Origin of the sequence: Erwinia sp. S38 (genome assembly GCF_016624545.1) — a bacterium.
Lineage (GTDB): Bacteria > Pseudomonadota > Gammaproteobacteria > Enterobacterales > Enterobacteriaceae > Erwinia > Erwinia coffeiphila.
Genome location: NZ_JACVTS010000035.1, coordinates 1 through 13,663, shown reverse-complemented (window position 1 = coordinate 13,663; position 13,663 = coordinate 1). Strand labels below are relative to the sequence as shown.

The 13,663-nt window shown below is 59.0% G+C and carries 10 protein-coding genes; 3 read left to right on the top strand and 7 right to left on the bottom strand.

Annotation, left to right across the window (positions count from 1 at the left end; all coding sequences use genetic code 11):
* Positions 1-62: 62 nt before the first annotated feature.
* The 5 genes from IBT46_RS25390 to IBT46_RS25370 form a co-directional block, all read right to left on the bottom strand.
* The gene (locus tag IBT46_RS25390; protein WP_200547925.1) at positions 63-1,340 is read right to left on the bottom strand and encodes an FAD-binding oxidoreductase; all 1,278 of its coding nucleotides are present in this window, start codon (positions 1,338-1,340) and stop codon (positions 63-65) included.
* A gap of 18 nt (positions 1,341-1,358) precedes the next feature.
* Positions 1,359-2,027 (bottom strand): haloacid dehalogenase type II, encoded by a 669-nt coding sequence (locus IBT46_RS25385; RefSeq protein ID WP_200547924.1) that lies wholly within the window; start codon positions 2,025-2,027, stop codon positions 1,359-1,361.
* Positions 2,028-2,066: 39 nt separating this feature from the next.
* Complete coding sequence (locus IBT46_RS25380) at positions 2,067-3,536, bottom strand: aldehyde dehydrogenase (RefSeq protein WP_105594836.1); 1,470 nt, start codon at positions 3,534-3,536, stop codon at positions 2,067-2,069.
* 389 nt (positions 3,537-3,925) lie between these two features.
* A complete protein-coding gene (locus tag IBT46_RS25375; RefSeq protein WP_200547923.1) occupies positions 3,926-5,383 on the bottom strand; it encodes an NAD-dependent succinate-semialdehyde dehydrogenase in 1,458 nt (485 codons plus the stop codon).
* A gap of 123 nt (positions 5,384-5,506) precedes the next feature.
* Positions 5,507-6,862 (bottom strand): MFS transporter, encoded by a 1,356-nt coding sequence (locus IBT46_RS25370; protein ID WP_200547922.1) that lies wholly within the window; start codon positions 6,860-6,862, stop codon positions 5,507-5,509.
* Between the two features lie 126 nt (positions 6,863-6,988).
* Here IBT46_RS25370 and IBT46_RS25365 point away from each other — a divergent pair, with 126 nt between their 5' ends.
* The 3 genes from IBT46_RS25365 (at position 6,989) to IBT46_RS25355 (ending at position 10,815) form a co-directional block, all read left to right on the top strand.
* Entirely contained in the window at positions 6,989-7,909 is a 921-nt protein-coding gene (locus tag IBT46_RS25365) for a LysR family transcriptional regulator (RefSeq protein ID WP_200547921.1), read from the top strand.
* A gap of 185 nt (positions 7,910-8,094) precedes the next feature.
* A complete protein-coding gene (locus IBT46_RS25360) occupies positions 8,095-8,772 on the top strand; it encodes an SDR family oxidoreductase (protein WP_200547920.1) in 678 nt (225 codons plus the stop codon).
* A 312-nt stretch (positions 8,773-9,084) separates the two neighbouring features.
* Positions 9,085-10,815 carry an ABC-F family ATP-binding cassette domain-containing protein gene (locus IBT46_RS25355; protein WP_200547919.1) on the top strand — a complete coding sequence of 577 codons (1,731 nt, stop codon included), beginning with the start codon at positions 9,085-9,087 and terminating at the stop codon, positions 10,813-10,815.
* Positions 10,816-10,959: 144 nt separating this feature from the next.
* On the opposite strand, the gene cbl is transcribed toward IBT46_RS25355, so the two are convergent.
* Both cbl and nac read right to left on the bottom strand, forming a co-directional pair.
* Positions 10,960-11,919 carry an HTH-type transcriptional regulator Cbl gene (cbl, locus tag IBT46_RS25350; protein WP_200547918.1) on the bottom strand — a complete coding sequence of 320 codons (960 nt, stop codon included), beginning with the start codon at positions 11,917-11,919 and terminating at the stop codon, positions 10,960-10,962.
* Between the two features lie 144 nt (positions 11,920-12,063).
* Positions 12,064-12,981 (bottom strand): nitrogen assimilation transcriptional regulator NAC, encoded by a 918-nt coding sequence (gene nac / locus IBT46_RS25345; protein ID WP_105594829.1) that lies wholly within the window; start codon positions 12,979-12,981, stop codon positions 12,064-12,066.
* Positions 12,982-13,663 lie beyond the last annotated feature (682 nt).

The window sequence follows — 13,663 nt, the reverse complement described above, 5'->3', positions numbered from 1 at the left end:
GTTAATCTGCGATAACCTGCCTGATTCGGGCGGCGACACTGCGCGGCCCAAACCGGTGGTCATCAGGAGAGCCGATCCTTAGCCTTGTAATACAGGCCTGCTACCGGCAGGAACCACGGTTTCCCAAAGTAGCCGGGAACCGCGGGCCAGCTGCTGCGCTGCCATGGATTGTTGTTGGCCTTTTCTGCTACCAGGTCGGCCATCACCCGCCCCATCCACACCGACATCTGCGTACCGTGACCGCTGTAGCCCAGCGAGTAGAACACCCCTTCGTGTTCCCCCGCGTGCGGCAGGCGGTCGGCGGTCATATCCACCAGTCCGCCCCAGCAGTAGTCGATCGGCACATGACCGAGGGAAGGAAACATCTTCTGCATACCGGCCTTCAGTACATCGCCGCTGCGGGCATCGGAGGTCGGGCTGCTAATGGCGAAGCGTGCACGGCCACCAAACACCAGACGACGGTCGGCAGTGGTACGCATGTAGTTGCCCAGATTCAGCGAGGTCACATAGGTGCGATCGCCCGGCAGCAGGCGGTTCAGCACGCGTTCTTCCAGTGGGGCAGTCACCACGACGAAACTGCCCACCGGAATAATGCGGCGCTGGAACCATTCAAACGGACCGATGTTGGAGCAACCGGTGGCCATCAGCACTTTTTCTGCCACGATGTCGCCCTTCGCGGTACTGACACGGTGGCGATAACCGTTAAGTCGGGTCAGTCCGGTCACCGCGGTGTGCGGATAGATGGCTGCCCCGGCGCGCGCGGCGGCTTCCGCCAGCCCGACGCCAAATTTACCCATATGCATCTGGCCGCCGTGCTGCTGCAGCAGGCCACCGTGAAAATCGGGTGAATCAATTTCACGCCGCACATCCTCGCGGCTGAGAATTTCCACATCCGGGTCAACATGGCGCTTCATCATCTCGCAGGCTGCGACCAGCGACGGCAGATGCGACGCTTTGCTGGCCAGCTTCAGCTTGCCGCAGCGGCGAAAATCGCAGTCGATCTGCTCATCCACCACCACGCTCTGCACGTAGTCCACCGCGTCAGCGAAGGCGCGATAGTAGCGGGTCGCCTGCTCAACGCCCTGGCTTGCCACCAGCGCAGAAAAGTTCTGCGCCACGCCGGTATTGCAGTGGCCGCCGTTGCGGCCCGAAGCCTGGCTCATCACCTGCCCCGCTTCCAGCACCACCACGTTAACGCCGCTGCGCGCCAGATTCAGCGCGGCAGAGATGCCGGTAAAGCCGCCGCCAATCACCACCACATCCGCCGTGGCCGGTAAGTCGCCAACGGTCGCACCGGTAAACTCGGGTGCGGTTGCCTGCCAGAATGATTCCAGTTTCATCGCCTGTTCCTCTGTGCCTTACAGCCCTACAACGCCCGGAAGACCGCCAATATCGCTGATTTCGGTGTATTCATAGGCCGGGTTGGCCGGTCCGTGCCCGCGGTTAACGAACACTTTGTTTTTAATGCCCAGGTCATACGCGGTCATCAGGTCATAGCGCAGGCTGCTGGAGACGTGCAGGATCTCTTCCGGTCCACAGTTCAGCTTGTTGAGCATGTACTCAAAGCCTTTCATCTGCGGCTTGTAGGCCCCCACTTCTTCCGCCGTGATGGTCATATGGATTGGCGCACCCAGGCGTGGGATATGGTTTTTAATCAGTTCATCGGTGGAGTTGGTCAGCAGCACCAGCGGGAATTCCTTCGCCACTTTCGCCAAACCAGCCGGGACATCAGGATGCGGACCCCAGGTGGCGCAGGCCGTCATAACCGCGTCGCAGTCGGCCTGGGTGCATTCCACGCCCCACTTGTTTGCGGTGCGGAACAGCGCGTTTGCGACCACCAGCGGATAGAGCTTAAACGCGCCGAGCACTTCATCCTGACGGTAGGATGAGAAGTCGTCGGTGAACGCCCTCATCCGCTCGGGGCTGATGCGATCGGCGAAGATGGCGGCAGCTGCACCGGCCATATCGAAGTTGATCAGCGTGCCGTAGCAGTCGAAGGTGATAAATTTCGGTTTGAACACAGCCATTACGCTACCTCTTCAGAGTTCGGTGTTGAGTTAAGGGTTTCAGAAGTCGATCAGCACGCTTTTATAGCGCTGGCAGGCTTCAAACGCCTGGCGACCTAAATCCTTGCCAATGCCGGAGCCGTGGAAGCCACCGGTTGGGATAATGAAGTCGCCGGAGCGACCGTAGCGGTTGATCCACACCGTACCGGCGGCGATTCCGCGCATCGCGCGCAGGGCGCGGTCAATATTTTTGGTATGCACCCCGGCGCACAGTCCGTAGGTCGGGTGTGATGCCAACGCCAGGCCTTCGGCTTCGTCGTCGAAGATCTGCACGGTCAGTACCGGCCCGAAGATCTCTTCCTGCACCGCCGGGTTATCGTTGCTGACGGCGCTGAGCAGCGTGGGCTGCCAGAAGTAGCCTTCGCCGGTATCGGCAAAACGTTCACCACCGACCAGCACTTCGGCACCCTGCTGGCGCGCGCTACTCACCACCGAGGCCACTTTCGCTGCCTGGCGGGCATCAATCATCGGCGCGTAGCGGCTGTTCTCATCCCAGGTCACACCGGGACGGAAGCACTGGCACAGTTCGATCAGTTTGCTGACCAGCGCATCGGCGATACCGCGCTGGACGATAAGCCGTGTACCGGCCACGCAGGCCTGGCCGCCGTTGGCGGTAAAGCCGCGCAAAATACGTCCGGCGACTTCATCAATATCGCCCGCGTCGTCAAACACCAGCTGCGGGCTTTTGCCGCCCAGTTCGAGGGTCACCGGCTTCATGCCGTTAAACGCGGCGTCGCTCATAATGCGCGCCCCGGTGGCGGTCGAACCGGTAAAGGAGACTTTGCGCACCAGCGGGTGGGCGACCAGCGCGCTGCCGGTGACAGCACCACCGCCCTGCACGATATTCAGTACGCCCGCGGGCAGGCCCGCCTGCACGGCCAGCTCGGCCATACGCACGGTAGAGAACGGCGTCAGCTCGGACGGTTTCAGCACCACGGCATTTCCTGCTGCCAGCGCCGGGCCGCATTTCCAGGACGCCATTGACAGCGGGAAGTTCCACGGGGTAATCGCCCCGATCACGCCGTAAGGTTCCGGCACCAGCATGCCAAGGCTGGCATCGCGGGTTGGCAGCACATCGCCGCTGTATTTATCGGCACATTCGGCATAGAAGCGAATGGCTTCGGCGGTAAACGGGATTTCATGGTTAATCACGTCGCTGATCGGGCGGGTCGATCCCAGCGATTCCAGCTGCGCCAGCTGGGTGTCGCTGGCGATTAGGTCGGCCCAGCGCCGCAGTACCGCACCGCGCTGGCGCGGCGGGCAGCTGGCCCAGCCGCTTTCGCGCACCGAGCGATCCGCAATGCTGACTGCTTCATCCACCTTCTGCGCGTCGGCTTCATACAGCTGCCCGGCAGGCAGGCCGTCGGAAGGACGATTCACCAGCAGCGCACTGCCTTCTCCGGCCTGATGCTGGCCGTTAATGTAGTGCCCTGCGGGTAATGCTATTTTTTCCGGGTCAAAACTTAGCATGTTGAATCCTTATTCAGATCGGGCCGGAAGATTATTTATCGGCGCCTTATCTGGCTGGCTGACTAACAATGTTTTCGGCTTTGGTTATTCGCCTTTGTATTAAGTAATGCAGAAAGTATGCCAGTCAGCTAAAAAATAAAAATGCGTAAAACAGACGTCAAAAAAATTTTGTGCCGTAATAGCGGGGTATTTTTTACAGTTAAACCGACTATTTAAATAGATGATTTTCATCACAAAATGAACGCACCATGATGGTGATTCTGGTACTAAAACTGCACCAGAGAAGAGCAATGCCAATATTGATTTTGATTAAGTGATAGCCATCACAAATAAAAAAGCCCGCACCATTTTGGGGTGCGGGCTTCGTCGAAGAATTTAAAAAAAAGTATTTACAAGCTGCCGAAATGGAACGCCTTGGATTCCAGATATTCTTCAATACCGTAACGGGAGCCTTCGCGGCCTATTCCCGAGAGTTTTATGCCGCCAAACGGCGCAACCTCAAGCGAGACGGAACCTGTATTAAATCCGACCATTCCGAATTCCAGCGCTTCGCCGACTCGCCATGCGCGGCGTATATTTTCGGTGAAGAAGTAAGCACCCAGACCAAATGGCGTATCGTTCGCCATATTAATCGCTTCCTCTTCCGTATCAAAAATAAACAGCGGCGCAACCGGGCCGAAAGTTTCCTCGTGGGCAATACGCATTTGCGTGGTGACGTCACCCAGAACCGTTGGCGCAACAAAGGTGCCATCGCCGCTGCTGACGCCGCCGGTCAGCACCGTCGCACCAAGCTGTTCGGCATCGGAAATATGGGCATTCACTTTTGCTACCGCCGCCGCGTTGATCAGCGGGCCGATGGTGCTGCCGTCGGCGAAGCCGTCACCGACCTTCAGCTTCGCCACCTCGGTCAGCAGGCGCTCCACCACCTGCGGATAGATGCCGCGCTGCACCAGAATGCGGTTGGCACAGACGCAGGTCTGACCGGCGTTGCGGAACTTGCTGATCATAATACCGCTGATGGCGATATCGAGATCGGCATCGTCAAAGACGATGAGCGGCGCGTTGCCACCCAGCTCCAGGCTCAGGCGCTTGAGGCTGTCGGCGCTCTGCTGCATCAGGAGCTGGCCCACGCGGGTGGACCCGGTGAAGGAGATTTTCCGCACCGTGCGGCTGCCGGTCAGCGTTTCGCCAATCTCTTTCGGCAGGCCGGTCACCACCTGTAGCACACCTGCCGGAATACCGGCCCGCTGGGCCAGCTCAATCAGAGCCAGCGCCGACAGCGGCGTCAGTTCGGAAGGCTTGACGATAATCGGGCATCCCGCCGCCAGTGCCGGTGCGACTTTACGGGTGATCATCGCAATCGGGAAGTTCCACGGCGTGATGGCCGCCGCGACGCCTACCGGCTGCTTCAGCACCAGAATACGGCGATCTTCGCTCGGCGCGGGGATGGTATCGCCGTAGATGCGGCGCGCCTCTTCGGCAAACCACTTGACGAAACCGGCACCGTAGAGCACTTCGCCTTTGGCTTCCGCCAGCGGCTTGCCCTGCTCGGCGGTCATGATCACCGCCAGATCGTCAGCGTTATCGAGGATCAGCTGATGCCATTTCTCCAGCAGAAGCGCGCGGGAGGCATTGGTGGTTTTGCCCCAGCTTTTGCGTGCCGCTTCCGCATAGTCAATCGCCCGCTGAGTCTCTTCGGCACCCAGTGCAGGGATGGTACAGAGCACTTCACCGCTGGACGGGTTAATCACCGGCAGCGTTTCACCATTAATCGCGCCCTGCCAGGCTCCGGCATAAAAGGCCTGCTGGCGCAGCAGGGTGGCGTCCCGTAAACGTGATGCAAACATGGCAACTCCTGAATAGGTTATCGATCCTCTGTTATCCAATGTAGCGGAGAGCGAGCAATGTATGCTGCGCTATGCGGCGCAGGGATACGCCCGGAAAAGGGTTTTCGATGGCGAAACGAAATTTTATGCCGTGGGCGAATTTCGCCATGGCCGGACGACAATCAGCGCCAGCAATACCATCCCGGCGGCCAGACCAAAAGTGACGCTCAGCCCGCGCGAAGCCGCATCCACCGCGGGAAGATCCCGCCCCGCCGTGGCATAAACTGTCGCCATCAGCCCTGCACCGGCGATAAATCCCAGATTGCGGCTCAGATTCAGCATGCCGGAAACCCGCCCGCGCCGCGCCGGATCGGCCCCTTTCAGCAATGCGGTATTGTTGGCTGCCTGAAATAACGCATAACCTGCCGTCAGCAGCATCAGTCCGATGGCATAGCCGCTGCGGCCCATCGCCTGCGGCAGTTCGGTCAGCAGCCCGCATCCGGCCGCCACCGCCAGCAGGCTACACGCGGTGGCTCGGGGCGAACCAATGCGATCCACCAGCTGCCCGGCGGGCAGACCCGTGGCTACGGCAACCAGCGGCCCCAGCGCCATCAGCATACCGCTCTGACGCGGGCTGAGATGCAGGCCAGCGGCAAGATAAAACGGCCCAACCACCATCGTGGTCATCATCACCGCCGCCACCACCAGGCTGAGCAGCAGCCCGGCAATCAGCGCCCGCTGGCGCAGCAGCGGATTCAGCTTACTCCCCGCCGTTGACGGTGAAGGTGGCATGACGCCTGCATCAGCCGTTGCGCCTGAACGATCTATGGCTGCCGTGTCTGCTGGCATTACCGATGCCGGACTTCCGGCTTTCGCGGTGGTTACTGCTGCGGTTTCACCTGCCTTGTCAGAAGCGGAACCCTTCGGCGACAGCAGACTGTGCCGGATCAGCAACCACAGCAGCAGGCCGGGCAGCAGATTAATCAAAAACAGCGCCCGCCAGCCAAACGCCGCCACCAGCACGCCGCCAAACGCCGGTCCCATCGCGGTGCCGAGCGCCGACAGCGATCCCATCACGCCCATTGCCCGCCCGCTGCGATCGGCCGGAACCACCTGCACCACCAGCGCGAGGCTGTTCACCAGCATGATTGCGCCCCCCAGCCCCTGGATCAGCCGCGCGGCAATCAGCCAGCCGAGGTGACCGGCCAGCCCGCAGGCCAGCGAAGCTAAAGTGAACAGCAGCACACCTGCGGCCAGCAGTCGCTGGCGGCCAAAGCGATCGCTCAGCCAGCCCATTGCCAGCACCGAACCGGTCACCGCCAGCAGGTATGTCAGTACCACCCACTGGACCTGGGAAAACGAGGCGTGAAAGAACGCCGCAAGCGCGGGCAGGCCGATGTTGGCGATGCTGCTGCTCATAGAGGAGAGCATGGTGGTCAGCGCCAGCGCGCAGAGCGCGGCGGATGAATAAGGTGAAGATTGATAACAGGTCTGGCTCATGGATGCCTCTCCATATTGATTTACCCGCAGCCTAAACCCGTTGCTGATAAGGCGGAAGATGCACGAATTGCAGGTTATTCGTGCATGTAACGCCATCTCATTGTTGCGCTGTGCTAACATCAGCGTATGAGCAAACCCGATCTGAACCTCCTCTTTACCCTCAATGCGCTGCTCAGCGAAGGCAGCGTGGCGGCCGCCGCACGCCGATTGCAGCTCAGCCCCTCCGCCATGAGCCGCTCGCTGGCACGTCTGCGGCAGGTGACCGGCGATCCGCTGCTGGTGCGCGCCGGACGCGGGCTGGTGCCAACGCCGCGCGCGCTGGAGCTAAACCAGCATATTGCCCGCCTGGTCGATGAGGCGGAAGCGGCGCTGCGCCCCGCGGCGGCGCTGGATCTGGCGACGTTGGATCGCATTTTCACCCTGCAAACCCGTGATGGCTTTGTGGAAAACTTTGGCCCGGCGCTGGTTGCCCGCGTACGCCGGGAAGCACCCGGGGTGCGGCTGCGCTTTGTGCCCAAGCTGACCCGCAGCAGTCAGACGCTGCGCGACGGCAGCGTCGATCTGGTCACTGGCGTAGTAGACGCCGAAGCCGGGCCGGAACTGCGTACCCGTCTGCTGTTTGAGGATCGGCTGATTGCGGTGGTGCGGGAAGGCCATCCGCTGGCGGACGTTCCGCTGACCGTGGCGCGCTATGCCGCAGGGGAACATATTTTGACCGGGCGCAGCGGTGAGCTGAAAGGCAGAGCGGATGAGGCGCTGGCAGCGCTGGGCCTTGAACGGGATATTATCGCGATTGTTGACGGTTTTTCCGCCGCGATTGCGCTGGCACGGGGATCGGATTTGATTGCCACCGTGCCGTTGCGCTACACGCAGAACCTGCGCCACGGCACCGTCATCCTGCCCCTTCCCCTCCCGCCGCTGACCATGAAAATATCGATGATCTGGCATCCGCGAATGGATGGCGATCGCGCACACGCCTGGCTGCGCGACTGCCTGCGGGAAGTGTGTCGTGCCGAAGACGTTACGATCGATTCCGGACCTCGATAGCCTGCTTCAGGCTGGCGGCATGGAATGCGCGATCGATGGCAGCATCTTCACAATAAACCTCGCCAACAGGGCAGATCGCACACCTGTCCATTGTTGCCTGCGGCAGGCTGACCCATACTGAAACGCACGTTCGAACGCAATCAACGCGATAACTTAACGTTAATGCATTAAATAAAAGGATGAATATGACTGATTCTAAAAAAGCATTGATCGTCGGCGCTTCACGCGGCATCGGTTTGGGTGTGGTGGACGTACTGGTAAAGCGTGGCTGGCAGGTAACGGCAACAACACGAGGGGCGGTTCCGGAAAAGAGCCCCGCAGCGGTGGAATGGGTCACACTGGACATCAATCAATCCGCAGCCCGGGAAGCGGTCAAAAACACGCTTTCCGCCCACCATTTTGATCTGATATTTATCAATGCAGGCGTGTTTGGCCCCGACCATCAGGACATTCATCAGGCGAGTGATGAAGAGATTATTCAGCTGCTGTTAACCAATGCCATTTCCCCCGTTCGCACCGCGGCTGAATTTATCCCGCTGCTGAATCACCGCACCGGCGTGCTGGCGCTGATGACCTCTGAGCTTTCCAGCCTCAACGAGAATGAGATCGCAACCTATCCGCTCTATTCCGCAAGTAAAGCCGCGCTGAATATGCTGACTCGCGGGTTGCAGGAAGCGACGGAGCAGCAGGAGCTGACGCTGTTGTCCATTCATCCGGGTTGGGTGAAAACCGATATGGGCGGCGAAAATGCCACGCTGACCGTAGAAGAAAGCGCCACCGGGATTGTCGACCAGTTTGACGCCTACCGTGGCAAAGGCGGCCACCATTTTGTGGAATATTCCGGCCGTAAACTGCGCTGGTAAATTTTCTCTGCCGCCCCACTGGCCCGCTGCGGGGATTTTCGACAGTGGCACAATTCGGAAATCCCCAATATAATCAGCCCACTCATTCACCCACAGACTACATAAGGAGGATTGCCATGCTGACCCGTGAAGTTTTTTTAATTTCACTCGTCCTTAGCGATCGTCACCGCTCAAGCGTTACCGGTATCGTGCTGCGATAACCAGCTTGAGCGAAGCTGACTGACAATCTGAGAACTTCCCTCCGGCTTACCGGTTATCGTCGGCTTTATTGACGAGAGGCATCTCTTTGCCTGTAAAACTTGAGTAAGCACCATGACATTATTATCTGCACAATCCTTATCCTTCGATAACGCCTTCGGACCTTTGCTGACCGAGATTTCGTTCGGCCTGAAGAAAGGCGACCGCATCGGGCTGATCGGCCATAACGGCTGCGGAAAAAGTACCCTGCTGAAAATCCTTAACGGAGAACTGGCGGCCCTGTCCGGTACGATCACACTGGCAAACCACTGCATTATGGCAACGGTAGAACAGCATCTTCCTGCGGCATTGCACGATGCGACGCTGATCGATGCGGTGCAGAACCCTTTGCCCGGCAGCCTGCATCAGCCGGAACGCTGGCAGGCCGAAGTGCTGCTGGCGACGCTGGGCTTTGAGGAACATAGCTGGGCGCTGACCGCCGGAACGCTCAGCGGCGGGCAGCATACGCGGCTGATGCTGGCACGTGCGCTGATCCGTCAGCCGGATTTACTGCTGCTGGATGAGCCGAGCAACCATCTGGACCTGCCCACCCTGCTGTGGCTTGAGCAGTTTCTGCAAAACTGGAACGGCAGTTTTGTTCTGGTTTCCCACGATCGCAGCCTGCTGGACAGCGTCACCAACTGTACCTGGATTCTGCGCGACAACCGGCTGCAATTTATCCGTCTCCCCTGCTCCCAGGCGCGCCGGGCGCTGGCGGAGAAAGATGCGGCAGACGCACTGCGCCGCCAATCCGAGCAGAAGGAGATTGACCGCGTAACCAGAAGCGCCAAACGGCTGGCCATCTGGGGCAGCGTTTACGACAACGAAGGCCTGGCGCGTAAAGCCAAACAAATGGAAAAGCAGGTCGACCGGATGAAGGAAGAGCAAACCGATGTCACCGCAGGCAGTCAGTGGCAGCTGCGGCTTCGCGGTGAAGCCTTACCGGCGGATCGCGTGCTGGCATTTTCTGGCTTTCAGGTGCGGCCAGCGCCGGGCGCGCCGGTGCTGTTTGAAGTCGGTGAGCTCCGGGTGAAGAGCGGTGACCGTATTGCGCTGATCGGCCGTAACGGCTGCGGAAAATCCTCGCTGCTACAACGTCTGTGGCAGTCATATTGCCGAATGGAAACGGCGAGTGATGGGGTGATTTTCCATCCCAAAGTGCGTACGGGGTATTACGACCAGAGCCTGCAACAGCTACAGGATGAAGACACGCTGTCGGATGCGCTGGCAAATTTTGCGCCGCTGACCGAAGAGCAGCGGAAAATGGCGCTGATCGGCGCCGGTTTTCCGTATCTTCGCCATCAGCAAAAAGTCAGCACGCTGAGCGGCGGCGAGCGTTCGAGGCTGCTGTTTATCGGGCTGACGCTGGCAAACTACTCGCTGCTGCTGCTGGATGAGCCAACCAACCATCTGGATATGGAAGGGAAAGAAGAGCTGGCGGAAACGTTAAAAACCTTTAGCGGCGCGGTACTGCTGGTTTCTCACGACCGGATGCTGATTGAGCAGAGCTGCAACCGATACTGGCTTATTCATCAGCAGCGGCTGGCGGAGTGGCACAGTCTGGCGCCGGTTTACGCCCTGCTGGCCGATACGCCGGTGCCGGATTCCGCAATGCCAGAAAAAACACCGGTAGCCACGGCCGTCATTGCAACGAACGAAGAGGAGCACTGGCTGACGGCGCTTCTGGAGCTGGAAAGTAAACTGGCAGAAGATCGGGCGCGCAGGCCCAGACATCAGAAACCGGAGTTACAGCAGCAGTGGCAACGGCAAATCGCTGAACTGAATGCTCTTCTGGGGCTGGATTAGCGGTTGAGCTGGCGGTCGCCCTGCTCTGGTATTCGCGGATGGAGGGCGATCGTCCGTTCTGGCATCGACAATTGGAGGGTGATCGCGCACACAAGTGGCTGCGCGATGCTCTTTGGGCGACCCGTGCCGCTGAAACGGCGGCGATCAGATCTGGAAGTCGATAGCCGGTTCTTCTTCGTTGCTCAGTGCCAGCGCCTGGCGCTTGATCTCTTCCAGAGAGAGATTCGCGTTGCACAGCTCCAGGAACTGCCAGACGTAGTTACGCTGCAGCTGCCCGCGCTTCAGGCCCAGCCAGACGGTGTTGGACTCGAACAGATGTCGCGCCTCAAGGCGAACCAGATCCGAGTTTTCATCCAGCTGGCAGGCCTGGTCGGCCAGGATGCCCACCCCAAGCCCCAGCTCAACGTAGGTTTTCACTACGTCGGAGTCCTGGGCGCTAAGGACGATATCCGGCTTCAGGCTGGCGGCATGGAATGCGCGATCCACCCGGGAGCGTCCGGTGATCCCCTGCCGATAAGTGATCAGCGGATAGCGGCTGAGGGTCGCCAGCGTCAGCGGCTGCTGCTGGATCAGCTCGTGGCCTTTTGGCACCAGCAGCGCATGGTGCCAGCTGAACCACGGGAACGCCGCCAGCGCCGGATTATTCACCACCTGCTCACTGGCGATGCCGATATCGGCCTCGCCGGCGACCAGCATGGAAGCAATCTCCTGTGGCGATCCCTGATTCAGCTCCAGCCGCACGTGCGGATAGAGTGCGCGAAACGCCTTAATCACTTTCGGCAGGCTGTAGCGTGCCTGAGTATGGGTAGTGGCGATAGTCAGAACGCCGCTGGATTCGTTGGTAAACACGTCCGCCAGACGGCGGACTTTGCCTGCCTCATCGAGAATGCGCTCGGCGATGGTCAACAGCGCTTTGCCGGGTTCAGTCATCCCCAGCAGGCGTTTTCCCCGGCGGATAAAAATCTCTACCCCCAGTTCATCTTCCAAATCGCGAATATGGCGGCTGACTCCTGACTGAGAGGTGAACAGCGCGTTAGCCACTTCGGTGAGATTAAACTCGCAGCGTGCCGCTTCCTTAATGATTTTAAGTTGCTGAAAATTCACGCGCTTTCCTCCCTCTGTTATTTGCTGGTTTCCTTCATGTTAAGGATGCAAATTGATAGCAACAAATAATAAAAAGAGGTTTTATATGCTTTTTAGCGATAAGGAAGAAGTGAGGCGCGCGGCTGCGCGCCCGGCACAGAGGGATTAACCAACCAGCATCAGTTCGCGATCTTCAACGACCGGTCTGTTGAGCAGCGACAGTAAAATATTCTTTACCGCCTGCGCTGACGGTGACAGCGGCTGGCGGGAAGAAACATTCAGCGACAGAGGCAGATTCAGCGTCGGGCTGCTGATCCGCGCCATCCAGGCGTTAGTCGAGGTGACCAGCGCACGTGCGGCGGACTCCGGTAGAACGGTAACGCCCATTCCGCTGGAAACGGCGGCGGTCAGCGTAGCGATGGACTCAATTTCACCGATAATTCGGGCACTGAGGCGGCGCAGGGAGAAGGCTTCATCCACACGTTTACGTACGGCACTATAGTCGCGCGGCAGGAACAAATTCATTTCGGCAACGGCGGCGAGGTCGACGTGCTGGCCTGGGCAGGCGGTGGTGCCAACCAGATATAATTCTTCTTTCAGCAGCGGGATGCTGGTAATACCGGCAGTTGGGGAACGGTCATAAAGTACCGCCATGTCAAGCTGTCCATTCATCACTTTTTCGTTTAGTGAAGAACCGCTGTTTTCGTGCAGATAGACCAGCACTTCGGGAAACTGTTCGCGTACCGTTTGCAGCAGCGGCATGGTCAGCGAAGAGGCGGCCGTGCCCGGTGCCAGCCCAATAGAGACCTGCCCGGTGAGGACCTGGCCGGCGTTGACCACCGCCAGCTGCGCCTGTTCGCACTGGCGCAAAATGGTGCGAGCGTGGGAATACAGGATCTTACCCGCTTCGGTCGGCGTGACGCCGCGCTTGGTGCGGATCAGCAGCTGCTGGTCGAGTTCATTTTCCAGCGTGGCAACCTGCTGGCTGAGCGCTGGCTGTGCAATATGCAGGACTTCAGCGGCCTGGGTCAGGCTGCCGATATCGACGATTTTCACGAAATATTTCAGTCGTCTTAAGTTCATTTTGCCTCCGTCTCGTATCCCCGAGTGCCAGTTTGAGCTGGCGTTTGTAATAAGTTTTCACTCTGACTGATATATCTTTGCAATTGACGTGCCAGAAATTGACAAACAATCGAGTGGCTTATTACTGACCGCCTAACAGGCGGTAAAATAAGAGAATCTGATTACCCACTAAGGGGTATTGCCTTGGATTGACGTTTCAGCCGGATTATTTGCAAGGTTTGAGCGCACGGTGATGGTGCAGATGATGCGTTGGTGAGGTGCGGATTGGGGAGAAGGCGAACGTTTCGCAGTAGAAGCTTAGCTTCAGGGATCGAGGACGGAGACCATTACAGAGGGACGGCGCTGCTGATAGCTTCGGTTATGGGAGACCATGACGGGGCTGAACGCCGGGACGCCATAGACCCCATGCCTGGGGGCTTGGCTGCCGCCTCCCTGCGGCAGACACCCGGCTTATCTTCCCCGTCACGGTCTCCCTCTCAGGCTTATGTGTCGCTTTGCTGCGAAACGGTCGCCATCAGAAAGAGATTTGGTTGCGTCTTGTTGAGGGCAGCGACACCCTGAGTTTACTGGCAATCGGTGCGGGGTGGGTTCGCGGACCGTTGAGCGCAGGGATGCGCGAATCGAGGCCACAGAGCCTGTAATTTAAATTGTGTAATTGCCTGTTTTTGATATGTTCATAAAA

Coding starts and splice junctions, on each gene's coding strand:
- IBT46_RS25365 (WP_200547921.1), top strand. CDS start 6,989: ATGAGCAAACCCGATCTGAACCTCCTCTTTACCCTCAATGCGCTGCTC.
- IBT46_RS25375 (WP_200547923.1), bottom strand. CDS start 5,383: ATGTTTGCATCACGTTTACGGGACGCCACCCTGCTGCGCCAGCAGGCC.
- IBT46_RS25355 (WP_200547919.1), top strand. CDS start 9,085: ATGACATTATTATCTGCACAATCCTTATCCTTCGATAACGCCTTCGGA.
- IBT46_RS25360 (WP_200547920.1), top strand. CDS start 8,095: ATGACTGATTCTAAAAAAGCATTGATCGTCGGCGCTTCACGCGGCATC.
- IBT46_RS25390 (WP_200547925.1), bottom strand. CDS start 1,340: ATGAAACTGGAATCATTCTGGCAGGCAACCGCACCCGAGTTTACCGGT.
- IBT46_RS25380 (WP_105594836.1), bottom strand. CDS start 3,536: ATGCTAAGTTTTGACCCGGAAAAAATAGCATTACCCGCAGGGCACTAC.
- IBT46_RS25385 (WP_200547924.1), bottom strand. CDS start 2,027: ATGGCTGTGTTCAAACCGAAATTTATCACCTTCGACTGCTACGGCACG.
- IBT46_RS25370 (WP_200547922.1), bottom strand. CDS start 6,862: ATGAGCCAGACCTGTTATCAATCTTCACCTTATTCATCCGCCGCGCTC.
- nac (WP_105594829.1), bottom strand. CDS start 12,981: ATGAACTTAAGACGACTGAAATATTTCGTGAAAATCGTCGATATCGGC.